The organism is Pseudomonas sp. TH15 (genome assembly GCF_016651105.1).
Taxonomy (GTDB): Bacteria; Pseudomonadota; Gammaproteobacteria; order Pseudomonadales; family Pseudomonadaceae; genus Aquipseudomonas.
The window spans coordinates 516,196-541,307 of the sequence record NZ_JAEKEL010000002.1; the positions used below are offsets into that span (position 1 = coordinate 516,196).

A 25,112-nucleotide genomic window follows, 5' to 3' on the forward strand; every position below is an offset into this window, starting at 1 on the left:
CTCTTTTTTCTCAAGGACTTCCCATGACCTCCCAGGACACTGCTCAACGCCCTGCTCTGCGTTCGCAACGCTTGAACCAGATCACCAACGAGCCACACACCAAACTCGACGCGTTGGTCAAAGCTCATGCGCCGTTCGAAACCCAGGCTAATTTCGCCCGTTTCGTGGTCGCGCAGTACTTGTTCCAGTCGGAATTGGTGTCGCTGTACAACGATACTGAACTGACTACGATCGTCCCGGACCTGCCGGCACGCTGCCGTGCCGAAGCGGCCAAGGCTGACCTGGCCGATCTGGACACTGACGTTCCGGCAGCGGTGGCTGACGCGGTGAAGAATCCAACCAAAGCCGCGGCCCTGGGCTGGTTATTTGTCTCCGAAGGCTCGAAGCTCGGCGCTGCGTTTTTGATCAAGCGTGCCGTGGGCCTGGGTTTGAGCGACACCTTCGGCGCCCGCCACCTGGGCGAGCCGGCCGGTGGTCGTGCGCAAGGCTGGAAGAGTTTCGTCAGAACCCTCGACTCGCTGGAATTCAGCGCTCAGGAAGAAGCCGAAATCGAGCAAGCGGCGGTTGATGCGTTCAACCGCTTCACCGTGTTGCTGGAACAGGCCTACACCCCGGAACTCGCCTGACAAACCACATTCCCCTGTGGGAGCGGGCTTGCTCGCGAAGACGGAGTGTCAGTCAATATCAATGTTGCCTGTCACACCGCTTTCGCGAGCAAGCCCGCTCCCACAAGGGTCCGCGTAAGCCTGTAAGATCTCCATTCCGCTTCAGAAGCAATCCGCTGAGCCCATGCCTCACCTCGCCGCCTCCAAACTCGCCCGAATCCTCTTCGGCCTGCTGGCCTACGTCAGCCTGGGCATCGGCCTGATCGCGATTGTCGTGCCGGGCCTGCCGACCACCGAGTTCATCCTCCTGGCCGCCTGGGCCGCCACCAAGAGTTCGCCGCGCCTGAGTGCCTGGCTGGAAAACCATCGCTTGTTCGGGCCGATCCTGTGCAATTGGCGAAACGGCAAAATCATCGTCCGCCGGGCCAAGGTCAGCGCCACCGTCAGCATGCTGCTGTGTGCAGGCTTGATGCTGGTGATGCTCGATCACGGCTGGCCGGTTTACCTGGCGATTACTGGCATGAGCCTGGGCAACCTGTGGATCTGGTCGCGCCCGGAAACCCTATCCCTTTGATCCCCTCACCACAGCAAGGCTCAGGCCCGATCAACACGCAGTGTTCCCCTGAAACTTCCCTGTAATTAATCGCCTTTTCAGCACAATCTCCTGCGCAAACGTTTAGCGCTGACCGTCCGTCGGCAGCCTGCTCATGCCCTCTCGCTTCGCGCCGATGAGCATTGAATGGCGCTGAATGGATTTGGCGAACCGGACAGTTCATGTCCGCATGCCACCCGTTTATTCATTTGCGAGTTCGCCCTATGTTCGACTCCCTGTCCATCCGCCTGAAAATCGTCCTGTTGTCCGGTCTGTGCCTGCTCGGTGTCGTCGCCCTGATCGTCGGCATGAACATGTACCAGACCAACCGCAACAACGACCTGGTCAGCGCCTCCAGCAGCAAAATGCTCACCGCCAGCGTCCAGGACCTGCTCCAGGCCAAAGCCGCCGAGCAAGCCGTGCGGGTGCAGAAGACCTTCGGTGAAAGCCTGTTGGTGGTCACGGCGTTGGCCGATCAGATCAAGGACATGCGCACCATGGCCGCCAAGCGTTCGCTGGACGCCGGCGCCCTGCGCGAGGAGTTGAACCAGAGCCTGAAAACCGCTTTCGAGCGCAACGGCAAAGTGCTGGGGATCTGGCTGGCGTTCGAGCCCAACGGCCTGGACGGCAAGGACAGCGAATTCGTCAATGACGCTGTCAGGCAGTCCAACGAGGTGGGACGTTTCGCCAGTTACTGGAGCCGCGCGGGCGGGGTCGGGCTCAACACGATCATGGTCGAAGACGACATGACCAAAACCACCCTCAGCCTCAGCGGTACGCCATACAACAGCTGGTACACCTGCCCTCGCGACAACAAACGCACCTGCTTGCTCGACCCGTATTCCGACACCGTGGGCGGCAAGGAAGTGCTGATGACCACCATTTCCGTGCCGTTGCTGGTGGATGGCAAGGCCATCGGCGTGGTTGGCGTCGACATCGCCCTCGATGCGTTGCAAGCAGCGGCGATGGATTCCCAGCGTGACCTGTTCAATGGTGCCGGCCACATGCTGATCGTCTCCGGCAGCGGTGTGCTTGCCGGTTACAGCGTTGATGCCGGCAAGGTGGGTAAAAGCATCGGCGACACCCTCGGTGCCGACGGCAAGGAAGTCCTGCAACTGCTCGGCAACGGCTCGCCGAAGATTCTCGAACAGGGTGACCTGATCCGCGCGGTGTACCCGGTCAGCCCGATCACCGATTCCAAGGCCTGGGGTGTGGTGATCGACCTGCCCAAACAAGTACTGCTGGCCGATTCGGTGAAGCTGCAAACGGTGCTCGATGACGCGCAACAAACCGGCACACTCAAGGCGTTATTGGTGGCGGTGGCGGCCGGTTTGATCGGTCTGTTGCTAATCTGGCTCACGGCGTCGGGCGTGACCCGGCCAATCAACAGCGTGGCGCAAATGCTCAAGGCGATTGCCAGCGGCGACGGCGACCTGACCCAACGTCTGCACTACAGCAAGAAAGACGAACTCGGTGAACTGGTGAGCTGGTTCAACCGCTTCCTCGACAAGCTGCAACCGACCATCGCGCAGATCAAACAGAGCATTACCGACGCCCGTGGCACCGCCGACCAGTCTTCGGAAATCGCCCGCCAGACCAGCGAAGGCATGCAGGTGCAGTTCCGCGAAATCGACCAGGTCGCCACCGCGTCCAATGAAATGAGCGCGACCGCCCACGACGTCGCCAATAGCGCGTCGAACGCTGCCAACGCCGCCAAAGGCGCCGACCAGTCAGCCCGCGATGGCATGCAGATCATTGAGCGCAGCACCCGGGATATTAATTTGCTGGCTGACGAAGTCAGCAAAGCCGTGACCGAAGTCGAAGCCCTGGCGGTGAACAGCGAGCAGATCGGATCGGTGCTGGAAGTGATCCGCAGCATCGCCGAACAAACCAACCTGCTGGCGCTCAACGCCGCGATTGAAGCGGCCCGTGCCGGCGAAAGTGGTCGTGGCTTTGCGGTGGTTGCCGATGAAGTGCGCAACCTGGCCAAACGGACCCAGGACTCGGTGGAAGAAATTCGCATCGTGATCGAACGCATCCAGACCGGCACCCGCGGCGTGGTTGCCACCATGCACTCGAGCCAGACCCAGGCCCACAGCAACGCAGGGCAGATCCAGCAAGCAGTCCAGGCCCTGGGCAAGATCAGCGACGCGGTGACGGTGATCAGCGACATGAACCTGCAAATCGCCAGCGCCGCCGAACAGCAAAGCGCCGTGGCCGAAGAGGTCAATCGCAACGTCTCGGCAATCCGCACCGTCACCGAAACCCTGACCGGCCAGGCAACTGAATCGGCAGCGATCAGCAGCCAGCTCAATGCATTGGCCAGTCAGCAGATGAAGCTGATGGACCAGTTCCGCGTCTAGCAATCCTGCAGATATCCTTGTGGGAGCGGGCTTGCTCGCGAAGGCGGCGTATCAGTCAACATTGATGTCGACTGACACACCGCCTTCGCGAGCAAGCCCGCTCCCACAAGGGATTTCATCTGGCCCGGCAGATTTTTGATCTATCATCGAACCCTCGTTCCGGAGGGCCTTCGATGACTGATTTACTCACGTCCATTCAAGCCGCACTCGGCTTGCCGCATACCCCGATCCCGTTTACGTCGAGCGGCGCCCTGCCCTCGGCGTTCGCCGTCACTGACCTGGCCTGCGCCAGCATTGCCGCCGCCGGTCAGGCTGTCAGCGAATTGCTGCACCAACAGACCGGCCGCTTGCCCACCCTTGAAGTCGACCGCCGCCTGGCTTCGTTCTGGTTCGCCACCTCGATCCGTCCGCTGGGCTGGAGCGCGCCGCCGCTGTGGGACCCGGTCGCCGGTGACTATGAGACCAAGGACGGCTGGATTCGCCTGCACACCAACGCCCCACATCACCGCGCCGCCGCCGAAAGCGTGCTCGGTGCCTGTGCCGACCGCGCCGGCATGGCGAGTCAGGTCGCGAAGTGGGCCAAGACCGATCTGGAACACGCCGTGGTCGAGGCCGGTGGCTGCGCCGCTGAGATGCGCACCTGGGCGCAATGGCAGGCCCACCCTCAAGGCATCGCCGTAAACGCCGAGCCATTGATTCAATTCGCCGCCCACAGCAGCCAGAACGCCAAACCGTGGCAAGGCTCGGTGGCGCGACCACTGGCGGGAATCAAAGTGCTTGATCTGACCCGCGTGCTCGCCGGCCCCATCGCCAGCCGCTTCCTCGCCGGCCTCGGCGCCGACGTATTGCGCATCGACCCGCCGACCTGGAACGAGCCCGGTGTCGTGCCGGAAGTCACTCTCGGTAAACGCTGTGCGCGGCTGGATTTGCATGACACGGCTGATCGCGCAGTGTTCGAAAGCCTGCTCAAGGACGCCGACATTTTGCTCCACGGCTACCGCGCCGATGCATTGGAACACTTGGGTTACGGCGCCGCTGAACGCCAGAAGTTGTCCCCAGGCTTGATCGATGTCTGCCTCAACGCCTACGGCTGGAGCGGCCCGTGGCAGAACCGTCGGGGTTTCGACAGTCTGGTGCAGATGAGCAGCGGGATTGCCGAGGCTGGCATGCAGTGGAAGAAAGCCGACAAGCCAACACCATTGCCAGTTCAGGCGCTGGATCACGCGACCGGGTATTTGATGGCGGCGAGTGCGATCAAGTTGTTGGCTGAGCGGTTGACTCGCGGGTTCGGTGGTTCGGCGCGGTTATCGTTGGCGCGGACCGCGAAGTTGTTGATTGAGAATGGTGCAGGGACAAATGAGCCGTTGCGGGCGGAAGATCAGGACGATCAAGGGTTGTTGGTCGAGCAGACACCTTGGGGGCCGGCGCACCGGTTGCACGTTCCGCTGAAAATCACCGGAACGCCTGTGCAATGGGCCATTCCCGCCACGGAATTGGGCTCCCATCGCGCGCAGTGGTGGTGACTGTTAGATAGCCATCGCGAGCAAGCTCGCTCCCACAGGTGACCGAGTTCTCCCGGACGAATGCCATCAAATGTGGGAGCGGGCTTGCTCGCGAATGCGTCAGACCAGCCGCTACAAATCCCGGATCAGCTCAATCAACCCGGCTCAGCGATGTCCACAACTGCTGCGCCGCGTACCCCCGATAAGGTCGCCACACCTCAGCCCGCCGCAGCAACTCCCGCGCCGTCACCGGTCCGCCTTCAAGCGCCGCCAACGCATTGATCAACCCCACATCCCCACTCGGAAACGCATCCCTCTCCCGTAACTGCCGCAACGCAATGTACTGCGCCGTCCAGTCGCCAATCCCATGCAATGCCAGCAACCGCGCCACGCCGCCCTCGCGCGCCGGCTCAAATAACAACGGATCATCGAGTAACGCCTGAGCCACACCGGACAGCGTTCGCCCACGGCTTTTCGGCATCCCCAGCGTCGCCAGGTCCGAGACCGCCAACACCGCCGCCCCAGGAAACACATGAGTCAGCCCGGGCGGCGCTGAATCCAATGCCTCGCCATACTGCGCCACCAGTTTCCCTGCCAGTTTGATCGCCGCGCGCACCGTAATCTGCTGCCCCAACACCGCGCGAATCGCCAGCTCCAGACCATCCCACGCACCCGGCACGCGTAATCCGGGACGCTCGGCAATCAACCGAGCCATCAACGGGTCAGTCGCCAATTGTTGATGGATCGCGGGCAGATCAGCATCCAGATCAAACATCCGCCGCAACCGCGCCACGATCTCGGACACGCCCGCGGGGTCAGGAAAATCCAGCGTCAGCTCAAGCGCAGCATCCCCCACCGGCTTGATCGAAAACGTGCCGTGCACACCATCCAAGCCGATGCTGCGCGAATACACGCCATCGACCACCGTCTCCATCCCGGCAATCGCCCGCGCCGACAAAAAAACCAACATTGCGGCCCAGTCATAAGGCGGCCGATACGCCAGCAGCAACCTCATAGCGACAGCACCCCACTAACAAATGGATTAATTTAACTAAATAGGTAAAGCGTAATAACGTTCAATAATTAACACCTATTAATGCCTTTTATTTATAGCCGATCAATCTGTGGCAATCGGTGCATAGCAGTTTTGTGAGTCAATCCTAATAAATCAATTCTGTACTGAAAACAGTTATCAAAAAGTTGCGAATTCGCGAAAACGAACTAGCTTAAAAACCTCAATGCGATACGTATTATTCCTGCTTGAACTGGCCGAGGCCTCTGAGCCGGGCTTTTCCAGCAATACAGTTATGCCCGCGAAAAGTTCATAAGTCTTTCATTAACAATGGAATGTGCCGATGCACTGATCTATGTCAGCTGATTGAACAGTTAACAGATTTAATCTGTTGTCTCTCTTCTCCTGCATTGGAGTCATGCAATGTCTGAATCCCCCGGAAAACTGAAGCTCGGCGCGCTCGTTGCATTGGTAGTTGGCTCAATGATTGGTGGCGGGATCTTCTCTTTACCGCAGAACATGGCCGCCAGTGCTGATGTCGGTGCGGTGCTGATTGGTTGGGCAATTACGGCGGTCGGCATGCTGACCCTCGCGTTCGTCTTTCAAACCCTGGCCAACCGCAAGCCTGACCTGGACGGTGGTGTCTACGCCTACGCCAAGGCCGGTTTCGGCGACTACATGGGTTTCTCATCCGCTTGGGGTTACTGGATCAGTGCCTGGCTGGGCAACGTCGGCTACTTCGTCTTGCTGTTCAGCACCCTGGGTTACTTCTTTCCGATCTTCGGCGAAGGCAACACCGTTGCCGCTGTGATCGGCGCCTCGGTGCTGCTCTGGGCCGTGCACTTCCTTGTTTTACGCGGGATCAAGGAAGCGGCGTTCATCAACCTGGTGACCACCGTCGCCAAGGTCGTGCCGCTGGTGCTGTTTGTGTTGATCGCCGTGTTCGCTTTCAAGCTGGACATCTTCACTGCCGACATCTGGGGCACTAAAAACACTAGCCTGGGCAGCGTGATGAACCAGGTGCGCAACATGATGCTGGTCACCGTCTGGGTGTTCATCGGCATCGAAGGCGCGAGCATCTTCTCGGCCCGGGCCGAAAAACGTAGCGACGTTGGTAAGGCCACCGTGATCGGTTTCATTACCGTGCTGCTGTTCCTGGTGCTGGTGAACGTGTTGTCTCTGGGCATCATGACCCAACCGGAACTGGCCAAGCTGCAGAACCCGTCGATGGCGGCCGTGCTGGAACACGTGGTCGGTCACTGGGGCGCGGTGCTGATCAGCATTGGTCTGATCATTTCCTTGCTTGGCGCGCTGCTGTCCTGGGTGCTGTTGTGTGCGGAGATCATGTTCGCCGCCGCCAAGGACCACACCATGCCGGCGTTTTTGCGCCGCGAAAACGCCAACCATGTACCGGCCAACGCCCTGTGGCTGACCAACGCGATGGTTCAGGTATTCCTGATCATCACCCTGTTCTCGGCCAGCACTTACCTGTCGCTGATCTACCTTGCCACCTCGATGATTCTGGTGCCTTACCTGTGGTCGGCGGCGTATGCGCTGCTGCTGGCGGTACGCGGCGAGACTTATGAACACGCCCTGGCCGAACGCAAGAAAGACCTGATCATCGGCGCCATTGCCGTGATCTACGCGGTCTGGCTGCTGTATGCCGGCGGCATCAAATACCTGCTGCTTTCCGCCCTGCTCTATGCCCCCGGCGCGATCCTGTTCGCCAAGGCCAAGATGGAAGTGGGCAAACCGGTTTTCACTAATGTCGAGAAGCTGATTTTCGCGGCCGTAGTCGTCGGCGCCCTGGTGGCTGCCTACGGGCTGTATGCCGGTTTCCTGACGCTGTAATAGCTGATTGTTTACATCTGGAGGATCACTGTAATGACCACGGAAAAAGTTAAGTACGGCGTACATTCCGAGGCCGGCAAACTGCGCAAAGTCATGGTTTGCTCCCCCGGTCTGGCCCACCTGCGGCTGACCCCGAACAACTGCGACGAATTGCTGTTCGATGACGTGCTATGGGTTGCCCAGGCCAAGCGTGACCATTTCGATTTCGTCACCAAGATGCGCGAACGCAACGTCGACGTGCTGGAAATGCACAACCTGCTGACCGACATCGTCGCGAACCCTGAGGCCCTGGACTGGATTCTCGAACGCAAGATCACCGCCAATACAGTGGGCCTGGGCCTGGTCAACGAAACCAGTTCCTGGTTGCGCAGCCTGGAGCCGCGCAAGATAGCCGAGTTCCTGATCGGCGGCGTGTCGGCCGATGACCTGCCAACCAGTTTCGGCGGCAAGACCATCGAGATGTTCCGTGACTTCCTCGGCCACTCGAGCTTCATTCTGCCGCCGCTGCCCAACATCCTGTTCACCCGCGACACCACCTGCTGGATCTACGGTGGCGTGACCTTGAACCCTATGTACTGGCCGGCGCGCCGTCAGGAAACCCTGCTGGCCAGCGCCATCTACAAATTCCACCCCGAGTTCACCAACGCCGACTTCCAGGTCTGGTACGGCGACCCGGATCAGGAGCACGGCAACTCGACACTCGAAGGCGGCGACGTGATGCCTATCGGCAACGGTGTGGTGTTGATCGGCATGGGCGAGCGCTCGTCGCGTCAGGCCATCGGTCAACTGGCGCTGAACCTGTTCAAGCACCAAGCCGTGGAGCGAGTGATCGTCGCCGGTCTGCCGAAATCCCGCGCCGCGATGCACCTGGACACCGTGTTCAGCTTCTGCGACCGCGACCTGGTCACCATTTTCCCGGAAGTGGTCAACCAGATCGTCGCGTTCACCCTGCGCCCTGATGAAAGCAAACCGGGTGGCATAGACATCCGCCGCGAAGAAACCAACTTCCTCGACACCGTGGCGGCCGCACTCAACCTCAAGGCCCTGCGCGTGGTGGAAACCGGCGGCAACAGCTTCGCCGCCGAACGCGAGCAATGGGACGACGGCAACAACGTGGTGGCCCTCGAACCGGGCGTGGTGATCGGTTACGACCGCAACACCTACACCAACACCTTGCTACGCAAGGCTGGCGTGGAAGTCATCACCATCAGTGCCGGCGAACTCGGGCGCGGCCGTGGCGGCGGCCACTGCATGACCTGCCCGATCATTCGCGACCCCATCGACTATTAAACCTCTGAGCCCTGGCCGACACTTACAACGTGCGGCCAGGGGGATAACCGAAACCCAAGGAGATCCAAATCATGGCTTTTAACATGCGCAACCGCAGCTTGCTGAGCTTGATGCACCACACCACTCGCGAGCTCAACTACCTGATCGACCTGTCCCGGGACCTCAAACGCGCCAAGTACACCGGCACCGAGCGTCCACACCTGCAAGGCAAGAACATCGCGCTGATCTTCGAAAAAACCTCGACCCGCACCCGTTGCGCCTTCGAAGTCGCGGCCCACGACCAGGGTGCCCACGTCACCTACATCGACCCGGTGTCGTCGCAGATCGGCCACAAAGAAAGCATGAAAGACACCGCCCGTGTGCTGGGCCGGATGTTCGACGCCATCGAGTACCGTGGCTTTGAACAGGAAATCGTCGAAGAGCTGGCCAAGTTCGCTGGCGTGCCGGTGTTCAACGGTTTGACCGCTGAATTCCACCCGACACAAATGATCGCCGACGTACTGACCATGCGCGAGCACAGCGACAAGCCGATGCATGAAATCAGCTACGCCTACCTCGGCGATGCGCGCTACAACATGGGCAACTCGCTGCTGATGATCGGCGCCAAATTGGGCATGGACGTGCGCATCGCTGCACCCAAAGCCCTGTGGCCACACGCGGACTTCATTGCCCAGTGCAAAGAATTCGCTGAAGAAAGCGGCGCCCGCATCACCATCACCGAAGACCCGAAAGAAGCGGTCAAGGGCGTGGACTTCATCCACACCGACATCTGGGTGTCGATGGGTGAGCCGGTGGAAGCGTGGGACGAGCGCATCGAGCAACTGCTGCCGTACCAGGTCAACGCGAAAATGATGAAAGCCTCGGGCAACCCGCGCGTGAAATTCATGCACTGCCTGCCGGCATTCCATAACAGCGAAACCAAGGTCGGCAAGGACATCGCCGCGCGCTATCCGCACCTGGCCGGCGGCGTTGAAGTGACCGAAGAAGTCTTCGAATCGCCAGCCAACATCGCCTTTGAACAAGCGGAAAACCGCATGCATACCATCAAGGCGATCCTGGTGTCGGCGTTGGCGGATATCTAAAAAGACTGCCGCTTTCCTTCCTGTGGAAGCGGCTTTTTGTGGCGAGGGAGCTTGCTCCCGCTCGGCTGCGCAGCAGTCGTAAATGCATCAACCGCATCGCGTCAGGTACACCGCGTATAACCTGATTGCGACCGCTGCGCGCTCGAGCGCGAGCAAGCTCGCTCGCCACAAAAGCCAGTCAACACAGGGATCACCGAACTCTGAAAGGACTGCATTATGCGTATCGTCGTTGCTCTGGGCGGTAACGCCCTGCTCCGCCGTGGTGAACCCATGACCGCGGACAATCAACGCGCCAATATCCGCGTCGCCACCGAACAGATCGCCAGGATCTACCCCGGCAACCAATTGGTCATCGCCCACGGCAATGGCCCGCAAGTCGGCCTGCTGTCGCTGCAAGCGGCAGCCTACACCTCGGTTTCGCCCTACCCGCTGGACGTGCTCGGTGCCGAAACCGAAGGCATGATCGGCTACATCATCGAACAGGAACTGGGCAACCTGCTGGACTTCGAAGTGCCGTTCGCCACCCTGCTGACCCAGGTCGAAGTCGATGCCAAGGACCCGGCGTTCCAGAACCCGACCAAACCCATCGGCCCGGTGTATTCAAAGGCTGAAGCGGAAAAACTCGCCGCCGAAAAAGGTTGGGCGATTGCCCCGGATGGCGACAAGTATCGCCGTGTGGTTGCCAGCCCACGGCCAAAACGCATCTTCGAAATCCGCCCGATCAAGTGGCTGCTGGATAAGGGCAGCATCGTGATCTGTGCTGGCGGTGGCGGCATCCCGACCATGTATGACGAGAACCATAATCTCAAAGGCATTGAGGCGGTCATCGACAAGGATCTGTGTTCCTCGCTGCTCGCCGAACAACTGGAAGCCGATCTGCTGGTGATCGCCACTGACGTCAATGCGGCGTTCATCGACTACGGCAAGCCGTCGCAGAAGGCCATCGCCGAAGCGCATCCGGATGAACTGGAACGCTTGGGTTTTGCCGCCGGGTCCATGGGGCCGAAGGTGCAGGCAGCTTGCGAATTCGCGCGCCATACTGGCAAGGTCGCGGTGATCGGTTCGCTGGCGGACATCGAAGCCATCGTCCAGGGCACCGCCGGTACTCGCGTGAGTACGGCGAAGCCGGGCATCAGCTATCGATAATTAGAAACTCCGGGGGCAGGCCCAGGCCTGCCCTTCTCCCATGCCTTGAAAGGAGAAAACCATGGCTCAGTTTGAACCTGGTCATTTGCATATCGAGCGGCACGCGTTGACCGACGATGACGTCAATTACAACGTGCACCTCGACTATGAAGTGTTCACCGACCCGCAAAAAGGCAAAGGGATACAGTTCACCCTGCATGGCAATATGCAGGGCAAGGACATGAAGGAAACGTTTTTCCTGCCCAAGGAAGAGGCATACAACTTTGCCCGCGACGTGACCCGGATCGCCGAAAAATACGGAATTCCCAAGACGCACAGCCAGATCGGCTCGGTTCACAAACATTACGACTTGATGTTTGAAGACATCCGCAAGCAGTTGAATATGCAATCCGGGGATCCGGTCAATCTCGAGCATTTCGAATGACCCTTTAAAAGCCCCTCACCCTAACCCTCTCCCGGAGGGAGAGGGGACTGAACGAGGTGTATGCCGGCAGACATCGACCTGGAAGTCCGAGTCGATTATGGATTCACAGCCGTATTTTCAGGTCGGCGTATCTCATGAGCATCCCACAATCGGCCCCCTCTCCCTCCGGGAGAGGGATGGGCGGGCGGCGTTTCCGATGAGGGTGTTTTTGATTTAAGGCATACTTGCCACCCTCCGCACTCCAGAACCAAAAACCGCCCCATGCGTATCCACGTCAGCTTCATCGACCGCGTCGGCATTACCCAGGAAGTCCTGGCCTTGCTCGGTGGGCGCAATCTCAATCTGGATGCGGTGGAAATGGTTCCGCCCAACGTCTACATCGACGCCCCGACCCTGAGCCCGGAAGTGCTCGAAGAGCTGCGCGATGCGCTGTTCAGCGTGCACGGCGTGCAAGCGGTGACGGTGGTCGACATCCTGCCCGGCCAGCGCCGGCACTTGCAGCTCGACGCATTGCTCGCGGCCATGACCGACCCGGTGCTGGCCCTGGACAGCGCCGGCAAAGTGTTGCTGGCCAACCCGGCGCTGATTGCCTTGTACGGTCGCGAACCCGCCGGTGAAAGCATCACCGAATTGTTTGCCGACCCGGCGCTGCTCGATGCCTTGCTGGAAAACGGCTTTCGCCTGCCGCTGCGCGAGATCACCGTCAACGGCCAGACCCTGCTGCTGGACGCCACGCCGATCACCGACGCGGGCGCCCTGCTGACGCTGTATCAACCGAGCCGCATCGGTGAACGCCTTTCAGCATTGCACCATGACCACGCCGAAGGTTTCGATGCATTGCTCGGCGAATCCCCGGCGATTCGCACCCTTAAGGCTCGCGCCCAACGTGTGGCGGCCCTCGACGCACCGCTATTGATCCAGGGCGAAACCGGCACCGGCAAAGAACTGGTAGCCCGGGCCTGTCACGCCATCAGTGCGCGGCACAGTGCGCCGTTCCTCGCATTGAACTGCGCGGCATTGCCGGAGAACCTCGCCGAAAGCGAACTGTTCGGCTATGCCCCCGGCGCGTTTACCGGCGCGCAACGGGGCGGCAAACCGGGGCTCATGGAACTGGCCAACCAAGGCACGGTGTTTCTCGATGAAATCGGCGAGATGTCGCCGTACTTGCAGGCGAAACTGCTGCGGTTTTTGAACGACGGCAGCTTCCGTCGAGTGGGCGGTGATCGTGAGGTCAAGGTCAACGTGCGGATCCTCAGCGCCACCCACCGAGACCTGGAAAAAATGGTTAGCGAAGGCACCTTCCGCGAAGACCTGTTCTATCGCCTCAACGTGCTCAACGTCGAAGTCCCGCCGCTGCGTGAACGCGGCCAGGACATTCTGCTGCTGGCCCGTTACTTCATGCAGCAGGCCTGCGCGCAGATCCAGCGTCCGATCTGTCGCTTGGCGCCGGGCACTTACCCGGCACTGCTCGGCAACCGCTGGCCGGGCAATGTGCGGCAATTGCAGAACGTAATCTTCCGCGCCGCCGCGATTTGCGAAAGCAGCCTGGTGGACATCGGCGACCTCGACATCGCCGGCACCTCCGTGGCGCGCCAGAGTGACAGCGACGTCGACAGCCTTGAGCAAGCGATGGAAGAGTTCGAGAAGACGCTGCTGGAAAAACTCTACGTCAGCTATCCCTCGACCCGGCAATTGGCCAATCGGCTGCAAACCTCCCATACCGCGATTGCTCATCGATTGCGCAAGTACGGCATTCCAAGCAAACCGTGATGCCTTGCCCTTGGCATATTAAACTAGCCCTGACGCGGTTCCTTTGTAGGAGCAGAGCTTGCTCGCGAAAGCGGTGTGTCAGTTGACATTAATGTGACAGACAGACCGCCTTCGCGAGCAAGCTCTGCTCCTACAAGGGTCGTATTCACTTCAAAAACGACCTCTGTCTGTACTGAAAGCGCTACAGCGGAACGATATCGATACACTGTCCTCCGATCACCGCTGTGCAAGGCTTTGATCCCATTACGCTTTTTTCTTTGCTTCGTACTGTAGCGATTTCGCTACGGGCATTCATTTTGCTCGCCTCTCGAAAGCCAACAAGACTTTGATTTATAAGGACTTATTAACATTGGCAGCGATTTTGCTTAGTAACCTCCTATAAAGAAGGGCTTTTGCCCAAGCATTCAATCGCGTCCACCAGACGAGTCTGGCCCCCTTAGGAGTTTCCATGAGCGAGTTGCGTTTTACTGAAGATCACGAATGGCTGCGTACCGAAGCTGACGGCAGCGTCACAGTCGGTATCACCGCTTTCGCACAGAACGCCTTGGGCGACGTGGTTTTCGTACAACTGCCTGAGCTGCAGTCCTACGAAAAAGGCGCTGAAGCCGCCACCGTGGAATCGGTAAAAGCCGCCAGCGGAGTGTACATGCCACTCGACGGTGAAGTGCTGGAAGTGAACCCGGCACTCGACAGCAGCCCTGAGCTGGTCAACGAAGATCCGCTGGGCGAAGGCTGGTTCTTCCGCTTCCAGCCAACCGACGCATCGGCTGTTGCCCAATTGCTGGATCAAGACGCTTACGACCGTCTGATCAAAGCCAACGCCGAAGCCTGAGGAGCCGCCATGACTATCAATCTCAGTACTGCCAACGAATTCATCGCCCGCCACATCGGCCCGCGCTCCGGCGACGAGCAAGCGATGCTCAACAGCCTCGGCTTCGACTCCCTCGAAGCCCTGAGCGCCAGCGTCATCCCGGACAGCATCAAGGGCACCAGCGTGCTCGGCCTCGAAGACGGCCTGAGCGAAGCCGATGCCCTGGCGTTGATCAAGTCCATCGCCAGCAAAAACCAGCTGTTCAAGACCTACATCGGCCAGGGTTACTACGGCACCCACACGCCGTCGCCGATCCTGCGCAACCTGCTGGAAAATCCGGCCTGGTACACCGCTTACACCCCGTACCAGCCGGAGATTTCCCAGGGTCGTCTCGAAGCGCTGCTGAACTTCCAGACGCTGATCAGCGACCTGACCGGCCTGCCGATTGCCAACGCCTCGCTGTTGGACGAAGCCACCGCCGCTGCCGAAGCGATGACCTTCTGCAAACGCCTGAGCAAGAACAAGGGCAGCCACGCGTTCTTCGCTTCCGTGCATTGCCACCCGCAAACCCTCGACGTGCTGCGCACCCGGGCCGAGCCGTTGGGCATCGACGTGGTGGTCGGCGACGAGCATGAACTGACCGACGTGACGCCGTTCTTCGGCGCGCTGCTGCAATACCCGGCCAGCAACGGTGACGTGTTCGATTACCGCGAACTGACCGAACGCTTCCACGCCGCCAATGCCTTGGTCGCGGTGGCCGCTGACCTGCTGGCCCTGACCGTGCTGACCCCGCCGGGCGAGTTCGGCGCTGACGTGGCCATCGGCAGCGCACAACGTTTCGGTGTGCCACTGGGTTTCGGTGGCCCGCACGCGGCGTACTTCTCGACGAAAGATGCGTTCAAGCGCGACATGCCGGGCCGTCTGGTCGGCGTCTCGGTGGACCGTTTCGGCAAGCCGGCCCTGCGCCTGGCGATGCAAACCCGCGAGCAACATATCCGCCGCGAGAAGGCCACCAGCAACATCTGCACGGCGCAGGTTCTGCTGGCCAACATCGCCAGCATGTACGCCGTGTACCACGGCCCGAAAGGCCTGACGCAGATCGCCAACCGCGTGCATCACCTGACGGCGATTCTGGCCAAAGGCTTGAGCGCACTCGGTCTCACGGTTGAGCAGGAAAACTTCTTCGATACGCTGACGCTGAACACTGGCGCCAACACCGCCAAGCTGCACGACAAGGCTCGCGCCCAGCAGATCAACCTGCGTGTGGTCGATGCTGAACGTCTGGGCCTGTCCCTCGACGAAACCACTTCGCAAGCTGATGTTGAAACCTTGTGGGCGCTGCTGGCTGACGGCAAAGCGCTGCCGGACTTCGCTGCCCTGGCCGCTTCCGTGCAAAGCACCATGCCGGCTACCCTGGTTCGCCAATCGCCGATCCTCAGCCACCCAGTCTTCAACCGTTACCACTCCGAAACCGAGCTGATGCGCTACCTGCGCAAGCTCGCCGACAAGGACCTGGCACTGGATCGCACCATGATCCCGCTGGGTTCCTGCACCATGAAACTCAACGCCGCCAGCGAAATGATCCCGGTGACCTGGGCTGAATTCGGTGCCCTGCACCCGTTCGCCCCGGCCGCGCAAAGCGCCGGCTACCAGCAACTGACCGATGAACTGGAAGCGATGCTCTGCGCCGCCACCGGTTACGATGCGATCTCGCTGCAACCGAACGCCGGCTCCCAAGGTGAATACGCTGGCCTGCTGGCGATCCGCGCCTATCACCAGAGCCGTGGCGAAGACCGTCGCGACATCTGCCTGATCCCGTCGTCGGCCCACGGCACCAACCCGGCGACCGCCAACATGGCCGGCATGCGCGTGGTGGTGACCGCGTGCGATGCCCGTGGCAACGTCGACATCGAAGACCTGCGCGCCAAAGCCATCGAGCACCGCGAACACCTCGCCGCGCTGATGATCACCTACCCGTCGACCCACGGCGTGTTCGAAGAAGGCATCCGCGAAATCTGCGGCATCATTCATGACCATGGCGGCCAGGTCTACATCGACGGCGCCAACATGAACGCGATGGTCGGCCTCTGCGCACCGGGCAAGTTCGGCGGCGACGTCTCGCACTTGAACCTGCACAAAACCTTCTGCATCCCCCACGGCGGTGGCGGCCCGGGCGTTGGCCCGATTGGCGTGAAATCGCACTTGACGCCGTTCCTGCCGGGCCACGCCCAGATGGAGCGCAAGGAAGGCGCGGTCTGCGCCGCACCGTTCGGCAGCGCAAGCATTTTGCCGATCACCTGGATGTACATCCGGATGATGGGCGGCGCCGGTTTGAAGCGTGCTTCGCAACTGGCGATCCTGAATGCCAACTACATCTCCCGTCGCCTCGAAGAACACTATCCAGTGCTCTACACCGGCAGCAACGGCCTGGTCGCGCACGAATGCATCCTCGATTTGCGTCCGCTGAAAGACAGCAGCGGCATCAGCGTCGATGACGTCGCCAAACGCCTGATCGACTTCGGCTTCCATGCGCCGACCATGTCGTTCCCGGTGGCCGGCACGCTGATGATCGAGCCGACCGAAAGCGAATCCAAGGAAGAACTGGACCGCTTCTGCGACGCCATGATCCGCATCCGCGAAGAAATCCGCGCAGTGGAAAACGGCACGCTGGACAAGGACGACAACCCACTGAAAAACGCCCCGCATACCGCGGCGGAAATCGTGGGCGAGTGGACGCATCCGTATAGCCGTGAGCAAGCGGTTTACCCGGTTGCCTCCTTGATCGAAGGCAAGTACTGGCCACCGGTCGGTCGGGTCGACAACGTGTTTGGTGACCGCAACCTGGTTTGCGCCTGCCCGTCGATCGAAAGCTACGCTTAAAAATGTAGGGGCGGGTTCGCTCGCCCCCACTCTCAAGAGCACCGCATATCCCCTGTGGGAGCGGGCTTGCTCGCTCCCACAGGGTCCGTGCAAAGCCCCAGATTCCGTGAATTCCTATAACAAGAAACCGGAGAACAACTCATGTCGTTAAGCGTGTTCGACCTGTTCAAGATTGGCATCGGCCCCTCCAGCTCCCACACCGTCGGCCCGATGCGTGCTGCTGCGCGTTTCGCCGAAGGTCTGCGCCGTGAAGGGCTGCTGGCCGCAACAACCTGCGTCAAAGTCGAGCTCTACGGCTCGCTCGGCGCCACCGGTAAAGGCCACGGCAGCGACAAGGCTGTGTTGCTCGGCCTGGAAGGTGAACACCCGGACACCGTGAACACCGAAACCGTCACCGCCCGTCTGCAAGAGATTCGCAGTAACGGTCGTTTGAACCTGCTCGGTGAGCACTCCATCGAATTCAATGAAAAGCTGCATCTGGCGATGATCCGCAAACCGTTGGCTTATCACCCCAACGGCATGATCTTTCGCGCGTTCGATGCGGCAGGCATACAAATCCGCAGCCGCGAGTATTACTCGGTCGGCGGTGGTTTTGTCGTCGATGAAGACGCCGCCGGTGCCGACCGTATCGTCGAAGACGCCACGCCGCTGACCTTCCCGTTCAAAAGCGCAAAAGACTTGCTCAGCCATTGCGCCACTTATGGTCTGTCGATCAGCCAGGTGATGCTGACCAACGAAAGTGCCTGGCGCCCGGAAGCGGAAACCCGTGCCGGTCTGCTGCACATCTGGCAGGTGATGCAGGACTGCGTCGACGCCGGTTGCCGCAACGAAGGCATCTTGCCGGGTGGCCTGAAGGTCAAACGCCGAGCGGCGGCGCTGCATCGGCAATTGTGCAAGAACCCGGAATCGGCGCTGCGCGATCCGCTGTCAGTACTGGACTGGGTCAACCTCTACGCTTTGGCGGTCAACGAAGAAAACGCCAACGGCGGACGCGTGGTCACCGCGCCCACTAACGGTGCAGCCGGGATCGTCCCGGCAGTGTTGCATTACTACATGCGCTTCATCCCCGGCGCCAATGAAGACGGCGTCGTGCGTTTTCTGCTGACCGCCGCCGCGATCGGCATTCTGTACAAGGAAAACGCCTCGATTTCCGGCGCTGAAGTCGGTTGTCAGGGGGAGGTCGGCGTCGCCTGTTCGATGGCGGCCGGTGCGTTGTGCGAAGTCCTTGGCGGCAGCGTTTCGCAGGTGGAAAACGCCGCCGAAATCGGCATGGAACACAACCTCGGCCTGACCTGCGACCCGATTGGCGGCCTGGTGCAAGTGCCGTGCATCGAGCGCAACGCCATGGGCTCGGTGAAAGCCATCAATGCGGTGCGCATAGCCCTGCGTGGTGACGGTCAGCACTTCGTTTCCCTCGACAAGGTCATCCGCACCATGCGCCAGACCGGCGCCGACATGAAAAGCAAATACAAGGAAACCGCCCGTGGCGGTTTGGCGGTCAACATTATCGAGTGCTAATGCGCGCGCATTGGCATCTGCACACTTTTTCAGGAGCTGAATATGTCCACCGAACAATTGCTGAAAACCCCGCTGCACGCACTGCACATCGAACTCGGCGCGCGAATGGTGCCGTTCGCCGGCTACGACATGCCGGTGCAATACCCATTGGGCGTGATGAAAGAACACCAGCACACCCGTGATCAGGCCGGGCTGTTCGATGTCTCGCACATGGGCCAGATCCGCCTGACCGGCGCCAATGCCGCCAAAGCCCTGGAAACCCTGGTGCCGGTGGACATCATCGACCTGCCGGTGGGCATGCAGCGCTACGCAATGTTCACCAACGAGACCGGCGGCATCCTCGACGATCTGATGGTCGCCAACCTCGGTAACGACGAACTGTTCCTGGTGGTCAACGCCGCCTGCAAGGATCAGGACCTGGCGCACCTGCGCAAGCACATCGGCGACCAGTGCAGCATCGAGCCACTGTTCGAAGAACGCGCGTTGCTGGCCCTGCAAGGCCCGGCTGCTGTGACTGTGCTTGCACGCCTGGCGCCTGAAGTGTCGAAGATGACCTTCATGCAGTTCGCCCGCGTGAAACTGCTGGGCGTGGACTGCTTTGTCAGCCGTTCGGGCTACACCGGCGAAGACGGTTTTGAAATCTCGGTGCCGGCCGCCAACGCTGAAGCCCTGGCGCGCGCGCTGTTGGCTGAACCTGAAGTGGCGGCCATCGGCCTCGGCGCTCGCGACTCCCTGCGCCTGGAAGCCGGCCTGTGCCTCTATGGCCACGACATGAACACCGAGACCACCCCGATTGAGGCAAGCCTGCTGTGGGCCATCTCCAAGCCACGTCGTGCCGATGGCGCACGGGCCGGCGGCTTCCCGGGCGCTGAAAGCGTATTCGCCCAACAACAAGGTGGTATCAGCCGTAAACGCGTTGGTCTGTTGCCGCAGGAACGCACGCCAGTGCGCGAAGGCGCAGAAATCGTCAACGAAGCCGGCGACATCATCGGTAGCGTGTGCAGTGGTGGTTTCGGGCCGACCTTGGGTGGTCCTCTGGCCATGGGTTACGTCGACAGTGCTTACATCGCGATCGATACGCCGGTTTGGGCAATTGTCCGTGGGAAAAAGGTGCCTTTGCTTGTAAGCAAAATGCCATTTGTTCCACAACGCTACTATCGTGGTTGATTGACTGTTTCTATAAGTAACGCGATTGCGTTAACAGTGCACTAATCTGTAACGCAACCGCCATAAAACAGTGCAGTCGTTCGATTATGAACTTTGCTTATAACGTTCGAAAACAATTGAACACCTTCATCGAATAAGCACGCACTAGTGGACCGACTAATAGCCACCAAGCCGAGCAAAACCGGGCCCCTCACAGGGGCTTGTTTTTTATCGGCTAGTTGGCGTAGAGTTTGTTCACTGTGTTTGCATGGGTCGCTTGGAATCGTGACCTGGGCAGTAGCCTACAAGTTAGCTACATCCCGTTCTACGTCTTCTTACTTTCCTGCAACCAGCCCCAGTACTCTTTCATATGAAGGAGACTGTCATTAATTTTTGCGTCAAAGGAAATAAGAAATGTCCCAACGTCAGAGCGGTACCGTCAAGTGGTTTAACGACGAGAAAGGTTTTGGTTTTATCACTCCAGAAAGCGGTCCGGATCTGTTCGTGCATTTCCGCGCTATTCAGGGCAACGGCTTCAAGAGCCTGAAAGAAGGCCAGAAAGTGACCTTCGTTGCTGTGCAAGGCCAGAAAGGCATGCAGGCTGACGAAGTACAAGCAGAAGCCTAACCTTCTGTAACGAAAAAGCCCCTGATGCTGACATCAGGGGCTTTTTTGTGCGCGTAAATCCGTAAAATGGCTTTCTTTTTTCGCCCAGAGGCTGCCATGTCGAAACACTTGCTCAACCCCCAGGGCGACTTTCCCGCCGCTACCTTGGGCCGTCGCCTGGCAGCGATGTTCTATGACTTTCTGTTATGCACGGCCCTGCTGATCGTCACCAGCGGCATTTACAAGATGATCCAGATGGCGATCATCGGCGAAGACAAGATGCGCAAGCTCACCGAAGCCGGCGCGCTGGACGGCGATCCATTGCTGTCGACGGTGCTGTTTTTCGTGCTCTTCGGTTTCTTCGCCAAGTTCTGGACCTGGTCCGGTCAGACCCTGGGTATGCAGGTGTGGTGCATCCGTGTTCAGAATGCTGACGGCTCGTCCATCAGCCTGTGGCAGGCGCTGCTGCGGTTTGTGGTGTCGATCGCGTCGTGGCTGTGTGTGGGGCTGGGGTTTCTCTGGCCGCTGTTCGACAAACAGAAACGCAGCTGGCATGACATGTATTCCAACACCCAGCTTGTTCGTGTTCCAAAGAAACAAAAGTAGCGCCCATAAAAAAAGATCGCAGCCTTCGGCAGCGCCCATAGGCGCGTAGGAGCTGCCGAAGGCTGCGATCTTTTGATCTTGCTCTTTAAGCGTTACCCGCCAACTTCATCCGCGCCGCCTGGGTGAAGTCCAGCATCCGCTTCAACGGCCGAATCGCCTGCGGAATCAACGCCGGATCCACAAAGATCTCGTTCGTCCCTTCCTTCAAGCTCTTCAGCGTCCGCTCAAGGGTATTCATCGCCATCCATGGGCAGTGCGCGCAACTGCGGCACGCTGCGCCGTTACCGGCCGTTGGAGCCTCGATGAAGACCTTGTCCGGGCACAGCTGCTGCATCTTGTAGAAGATGCCGCGGTCGGTGGCGACGATGAAGGTCTTGTTCGGCAGGGTTTGCGCCGCCGCGATCAACTGACTGGTGGAACCGACGGCATCCGCCAGTTCGATCACCGACGTCGGCGATTCCGGATGCACCAGAATGGCCGCGTCCGGGTACAGCGCCTTCATGTCCTCAAGCTGCTTGGATTTGAACTCCTCGTGAACGATGCAGGCACCGTCCCACAGCAGCATGTCCGCGCCGGTCTTGCGCTGGATGTAAGTACCCAGGTGCTTGTCCGGCCCCCAGATGATGGTCTCGCCGTTATCCATCAGGCTTTCGACAATCTCCAGCGCGCAGCTTGAAGTCACCACCCAATCAGCCCGGGCTTTGACCGCCGCCGAAGTGTTGGCATACACCACCACCGTGCGCTCCGGATGCTGATCACAGAACGCCGAGAACTCGTCCACCGGGCAACCCAGGTCCAGCGAGCAGGTCGCGTCCAGGGTTGGCATCAGGACGCGTTTTTCGGGATTGAGAATCTTCGCGGTCTCGCCCATGAACTTCACACCGGCGACCACCACGGTCTTGGCCGGATGGGCATTGCCGAAGCGCGCCATTTCCAGGGAGTCAGAGACGCAGCCACCGGTTTCTTCGGCCAGGGCCTGAATCACCGGATCGCAATAGAAGTGGGCAACCAGCACCGCGTCCTGAGCCTTGAGCTCGGCAGCAATGGCAGCGCGGTAATAAGCCTCTTCCTCGACCGTCAGCGGCTTGGGCTGCTTGGCGTCGAGGTGAGCTTGAACCAGTAGGCGTTCAGAAATTTGCGTCATGATCGCAAGACCTGCGGGCGCTTTCGCGCGAAAGTCGAGTATACACCCGGCTCCGGACCACTTAAGGGTACCGCCGGGAGAGTGAGTATTCATCAGGCACAGCGTTGAAGCTGCGCAAGGCTACAGAATATCCCGCTGATGCAAAAGATGATTCTGACCTGCGTCACGCGGGGCAGCCCAGGACTTGTGCGAGCACAAATCGCGGACAAAAAAAAACCCGGAAATCCTCACTTTCGTGGGCCTTCCGGATTTTCTAAACTGCTATAAAAATGGTGGGTCGTGTGGGATTCGAACCTACGACCAATTGGTTAAAAGCCAACTGCTCTACCAACTGAGCTAACGACCCGCTGTGTGGTGGCGCGTATAATACTGATTTTTAAGGACTATTCAACACCTAATTTGAAATAAATCAGAAATAAGGTGTTGGGTCACTGATTCCGGCCGCCGCGAAGCCTTCTGCACGCAGGCGGCAGCTGTCGCATTTGCCGCACGCATAGCCTTTATCGTCGGCCTGATAGCAGGAAACGGTCAGCCCGTAATCGACGCCCAGCTTCACGCCCGCCTCGACGATCTGCGCCTTGCTCAGGTTTTGCAGCGGGGCCTGGATGCGGAAACCGTTGCCTTCGACACCGGCCTTGGTCGCCAGGTTGGCCATGCGCTCGAAGGACTCGATGAACTCGGGACGGCAGTCCGGGTAACCGGAGTAGTCCACGGCGTTCACACCAATAAAGATGTCGCGGGCGCCCAGCACTTCAGCCCAGCCCAACGCGAGAGATAGAAACACCGTGTTGCGCGCCGGCACATACGTCACCGGGATACCTTCACCCAGAGTTTCCGGGATATCGATACTGTTGTCGGTCAGCGCAGAACCGCCAATGCCATTGAGGTTAATACCGATCACCTTGTGTTCGACCACACCCAAATCACGGGCAACCCGTGCGGCCGCGTGCAATTCGGCGTGGGAACGCTGGCCGTAGTCAAAGCTCATGGTGTAGCAGCTATAGCCTTCAGCACGGGCCATGGCCACGACCGTCGCCGAGTCGAGGCCGCCGGACAGCAGGATCACCGCACGTTTTTCGGTAGTGTTCAGTGGTTCAGTCATATCAGCGCCCCGGCTCGTCATTCCAAAGATATTTATGCAGTTGCAATTGCAGACGCACTGGCAGGTTGTCCGCCACCACCCAGTCAGCCAGATCCCGAGCATTGAGGTCATGGTGACTTGGCGAGAACAGGACTTCGCCGGCACGTCGATCAAGACCGTACTGGATCAGCTTGGACACGGCCCAGTCATAGTCTTCCCGCGAGCAGATGACAAACTTCACCTGGTCGTTGGGCGTCAGCAGTTCGATGTTCTCATAGCGGTTGCGGTGCGCTTCTTTCGAACCCGGTGTTTTCAGGTCGACGACGCGACTGACACGGGAATCTACTGCCGAGATGTCGAGAGCACCACTGGTTTCCAGTGACACTTCGTAACCGGCGTCGCACAACTGCTTGAGCAATGGGATGGCATTGGGTTGCGCCAACGGCTCGCCGCCGGTGACACACACATAACGCGGACGAAAACCGGCCACTTGCTCGAGGATATCGTCGAGGGGGCGAATGGTGCCGCCCGTGAACGCGTAGGCGCTGTCGCAGTATTGGCAACGCAATGGGCAACCGGTCAGGCGCACAAAAACAGTGGGCAGCCCGGCAGTCCGCGTTTCACCCTGCAACGAGTAAAAAACTTCGGTGATTCTCAATGTGTCTTGCATAGTCGCCACGGGCGTAACAGCTAAACAGGCTGTCCGCCTCCGTCAGGCTCTTCAAGGAACCCCGCCAACGCGCGAATCCCAAAAAGCGTGTTTCAGAAAAAGGGCATGAATTCTAACGAAAAAACCCGCGACAAGCGCGGGTTTCTTCAAGAACAGTCAAGCAACCTTACATGCGTTGCAGATCGCGTTGAGCCAACTGAGCGGCGGAAGTGCCCGGATATTGGGACACCACCTGCTGCAGAATGCCTTTTACCTTGTCGGTGTGACCCAGGCGGCGCTCTACATCAGCCAGCTTGTACAGCGAATCAGGCACTTTGGCGTGCTTGGGGTACAGCTGCGAAACCTTGGCAAACGCCTGACCTGCACCTTGCAGATCGCCTTTGGCCAAATTGACTTCGCCCAACCAGTACTGGGCATTGCCCGCGTATTGGCTGTTCGGGTATTTGCGCAGGAAAGCGGTAAAAGCCTGGCTGGCCTTGTCGAAATCCTTGGCTTTGATCAAGTCGAAGGCTGCATCGTAATACAGTTTTTCCTTCGCCGGATCACCCGGTTCACTGCTGGCGGCAGGGGCTTGAGCGGCTACCGCTCCCGCACCAGCGCCTGCAGCGGCTGCTGCACCAGGGGCATTCAAATTGCCACCGGTGGAAGAATTATCAGGAGTCGCGGCTGGTGCAACGCCGGTTCCTATGCGCCGATCAAGATCCTGGTATCGCTCCAGGTTCTCTTGCTTCATGCGCGCTACATCATTTTGCAGAACTTCGATCACACCCTGTTGGCGCGAGATCTGCTCCTGCATCGATTGCAGTTGGTTGAACAGCTCGCCCTGTGCCGAGACAGGGGCCGAAACCCCTCCCCCGGCATAGGCGCCGTTCGTACCGTAACCCGCAGGCGGATAACTGCTCCCGCTATTGTTATAACCGGAGTTGTCATCGACCACAGGAACCGCAGCCCACACCGCAAGCGGTGCGAGGCTGAGAGCCAAAACAGTTACAGCACGACGGCACGTTCGCATG

Annotated in this window: 21 protein-coding genes and 1 tRNA gene; 16 read left to right on the top strand and 6 right to left on the bottom strand. The window is 59.6% G+C overall.

The genetic code is table 11. From position 1 onward, the window contains the following. Nucleotides 1-23: 23 nt before the first annotated feature. The 4 genes from JFT87_RS26185 to JFT87_RS26200 all read left to right on the top strand — a co-directional run bounded on the left by JFT87_RS26185 (nucleotide 24) and on the right by JFT87_RS26200 (nucleotide 5,083). The gene (locus JFT87_RS26185) at nucleotides 24-626 is read left to right on the top strand and encodes a biliverdin-producing heme oxygenase (protein ID WP_201206122.1); all 603 of its coding nucleotides are present in this window, start codon (nucleotides 24-26) and stop codon (nucleotides 624-626) included. A 163-nt stretch (nucleotides 627-789) separates the two neighbouring features. Continuing rightward, nucleotides 790-1,179 carry a YbaN family protein gene (locus JFT87_RS26190; RefSeq protein WP_201206124.1) on the top strand — a complete coding sequence of 130 codons (390 nt, stop codon included), beginning with the start codon at nucleotides 790-792 and terminating at the stop codon, nucleotides 1,177-1,179. A 242-nt stretch (nucleotides 1,180-1,421) separates the two neighbouring features. Beyond that, complete coding sequence (locus JFT87_RS26195) at nucleotides 1,422-3,560, top strand: methyl-accepting chemotaxis protein (RefSeq protein ID WP_201206126.1); 2,139 nt, start codon at nucleotides 1,422-1,424, stop codon at nucleotides 3,558-3,560. Nucleotides 3,561-3,733: 173 nt separating this feature from the next. Continuing rightward, nucleotides 3,734-5,083 carry a CoA transferase gene (locus JFT87_RS26200; RefSeq protein WP_201206128.1) on the top strand — a complete coding sequence of 450 codons (1,350 nt, stop codon included), beginning with the start codon at nucleotides 3,734-3,736 and terminating at the stop codon, nucleotides 5,081-5,083. Nucleotides 5,084-5,213: 130 nt separating this feature from the next. On the opposite strand, the gene JFT87_RS26205 is transcribed toward JFT87_RS26200, so the two are convergent. Next, the gene (locus JFT87_RS26205) at nucleotides 5,214-6,077 is read right to left on the bottom strand and encodes a DNA-3-methyladenine glycosylase family protein (RefSeq protein ID WP_201206130.1); all 864 of its coding nucleotides are present in this window, start codon (nucleotides 6,075-6,077) and stop codon (nucleotides 5,214-5,216) included. A 420-nt stretch (nucleotides 6,078-6,497) separates the two neighbouring features. Between JFT87_RS26205 and arcD the strand changes: the two genes are divergently transcribed. The 12 genes from arcD to JFT87_RS26265 all read left to right on the top strand — a co-directional run bounded on the left by arcD (nucleotide 6,498) and on the right by JFT87_RS26265 (nucleotide 21,204). After that, nucleotides 6,498-7,925 carry an arginine-ornithine antiporter gene (gene arcD / locus JFT87_RS26210; RefSeq protein ID WP_201206132.1) on the top strand — a complete coding sequence of 476 codons (1,428 nt, stop codon included), beginning with the start codon at nucleotides 6,498-6,500 and terminating at the stop codon, nucleotides 7,923-7,925. A 33-nt stretch (nucleotides 7,926-7,958) separates the two neighbouring features. Next, entirely contained in the window at nucleotides 7,959-9,215 is a 1,257-nt protein-coding gene (gene arcA / locus JFT87_RS26215; protein WP_201206134.1) for an arginine deiminase, read from the top strand. A gap of 71 nt (nucleotides 9,216-9,286) precedes the next feature. Continuing rightward, on the top strand, nucleotides 9,287-10,297 hold the full coding sequence (locus JFT87_RS26220) for an ornithine carbamoyltransferase (protein ID WP_201194045.1): 1,011 nt from the start codon (nucleotides 9,287-9,289) through the stop codon (nucleotides 10,295-10,297). Nucleotides 10,298-10,513: 216 nt separating this feature from the next. Then, nucleotides 10,514-11,443, top strand: coding sequence for a carbamate kinase (gene arcC / locus JFT87_RS26225; protein ID WP_201206136.1), 930 nt, complete (start codon nucleotides 10,514-10,516; stop codon nucleotides 11,441-11,443). 61 nt (nucleotides 11,444-11,504) lie between these two features. After that, the gene (locus JFT87_RS26230; protein WP_047599537.1) at nucleotides 11,505-11,867 is read left to right on the top strand and encodes a DUF5064 family protein; all 363 of its coding nucleotides are present in this window, start codon (nucleotides 11,505-11,507) and stop codon (nucleotides 11,865-11,867) included. Between the two features lie 261 nt (nucleotides 11,868-12,128). Then, complete coding sequence (locus JFT87_RS26235; protein ID WP_201206138.1) at nucleotides 12,129-13,637, top strand: sigma-54-dependent transcriptional regulator; 1,509 nt, start codon at nucleotides 12,129-12,131, stop codon at nucleotides 13,635-13,637. Between the two features lie 448 nt (nucleotides 13,638-14,085). Beyond that, entirely contained in the window at nucleotides 14,086-14,469 is a 384-nt protein-coding gene (gene gcvH / locus JFT87_RS26240; protein WP_201194052.1) for a glycine cleavage system protein GcvH, read from the top strand. 9 nt (nucleotides 14,470-14,478) lie between these two features. After that, nucleotides 14,479-17,328 carry an aminomethyl-transferring glycine dehydrogenase gene (gcvP, locus tag JFT87_RS26245; protein WP_201206140.1) on the top strand — a complete coding sequence of 950 codons (2,850 nt, stop codon included), beginning with the start codon at nucleotides 14,479-14,481 and terminating at the stop codon, nucleotides 17,326-17,328. A gap of 141 nt (nucleotides 17,329-17,469) precedes the next feature. After that, nucleotides 17,470-18,846: an L-serine ammonia-lyase gene (locus JFT87_RS26250; RefSeq protein ID WP_201206142.1), complete on the top strand. Its 1,377-nt coding sequence runs from the start codon at nucleotides 17,470-17,472 to the stop codon at nucleotides 18,844-18,846. Between the two features lie 42 nt (nucleotides 18,847-18,888). Further along, nucleotides 18,889-20,013: a glycine cleavage system aminomethyltransferase GcvT gene (gene gcvT, locus JFT87_RS26255; RefSeq protein ID WP_201206144.1), complete on the top strand. Its 1,125-nt coding sequence runs from the start codon at nucleotides 18,889-18,891 to the stop codon at nucleotides 20,011-20,013. Nucleotides 20,014-20,406: 393 nt separating this feature from the next. Further along, on the top strand, nucleotides 20,407-20,619 hold the full coding sequence (locus JFT87_RS26260) for a cold-shock protein (protein ID WP_003175786.1): 213 nt from the start codon (nucleotides 20,407-20,409) through the stop codon (nucleotides 20,617-20,619). 96 nt (nucleotides 20,620-20,715) lie between these two features. Beyond that, the gene (locus JFT87_RS26265) at nucleotides 20,716-21,204 is read left to right on the top strand and encodes an RDD family protein (protein ID WP_201206146.1); all 489 of its coding nucleotides are present in this window, start codon (nucleotides 20,716-20,718) and stop codon (nucleotides 21,202-21,204) included. 85 nt (nucleotides 21,205-21,289) lie between these two features. On the opposite strand, the gene nadA is transcribed toward JFT87_RS26265, so the two are convergent. The 5 genes from nadA to ybgF all read right to left on the bottom strand — a co-directional run bounded on the left by nadA (nucleotide 21,290) and on the right by ybgF (nucleotide 25,111). Beyond that, a complete protein-coding gene (nadA, locus tag JFT87_RS26270; RefSeq protein ID WP_201206148.1) occupies nucleotides 21,290-22,348 on the bottom strand; it encodes a quinolinate synthase NadA in 1,059 nt (352 codons plus the stop codon). Between the two features lie 270 nt (nucleotides 22,349-22,618). Continuing rightward, nucleotides 22,619-22,694, bottom strand: a tRNA-Lys gene (locus tag JFT87_RS26275). Nucleotides 22,695-22,757: 63 nt separating this feature from the next. Next, on the bottom strand, nucleotides 22,758-23,450 hold the full coding sequence (queC, locus tag JFT87_RS26280) for a 7-cyano-7-deazaguanine synthase QueC (RefSeq protein ID WP_201206150.1): 693 nt from the start codon (nucleotides 23,448-23,450) through the stop codon (nucleotides 22,758-22,760). Between the two features lies 1 nt (nucleotide 23,451). Next, complete coding sequence (gene queE, locus JFT87_RS26285; protein ID WP_046032066.1) at nucleotides 23,452-24,099, bottom strand: 7-carboxy-7-deazaguanine synthase QueE; 648 nt, start codon at nucleotides 24,097-24,099, stop codon at nucleotides 23,452-23,454. Between the two features lie 166 nt (nucleotides 24,100-24,265). Continuing rightward, nucleotides 24,266-25,111 carry a tol-pal system protein YbgF gene (ybgF, locus tag JFT87_RS26290; protein ID WP_201206153.1) on the bottom strand — a complete coding sequence of 282 codons (846 nt, stop codon included), beginning with the start codon at nucleotides 25,109-25,111 and terminating at the stop codon, nucleotides 24,266-24,268. Between the last annotated feature and the right edge of the window lies 1 nt (nucleotide 25,112).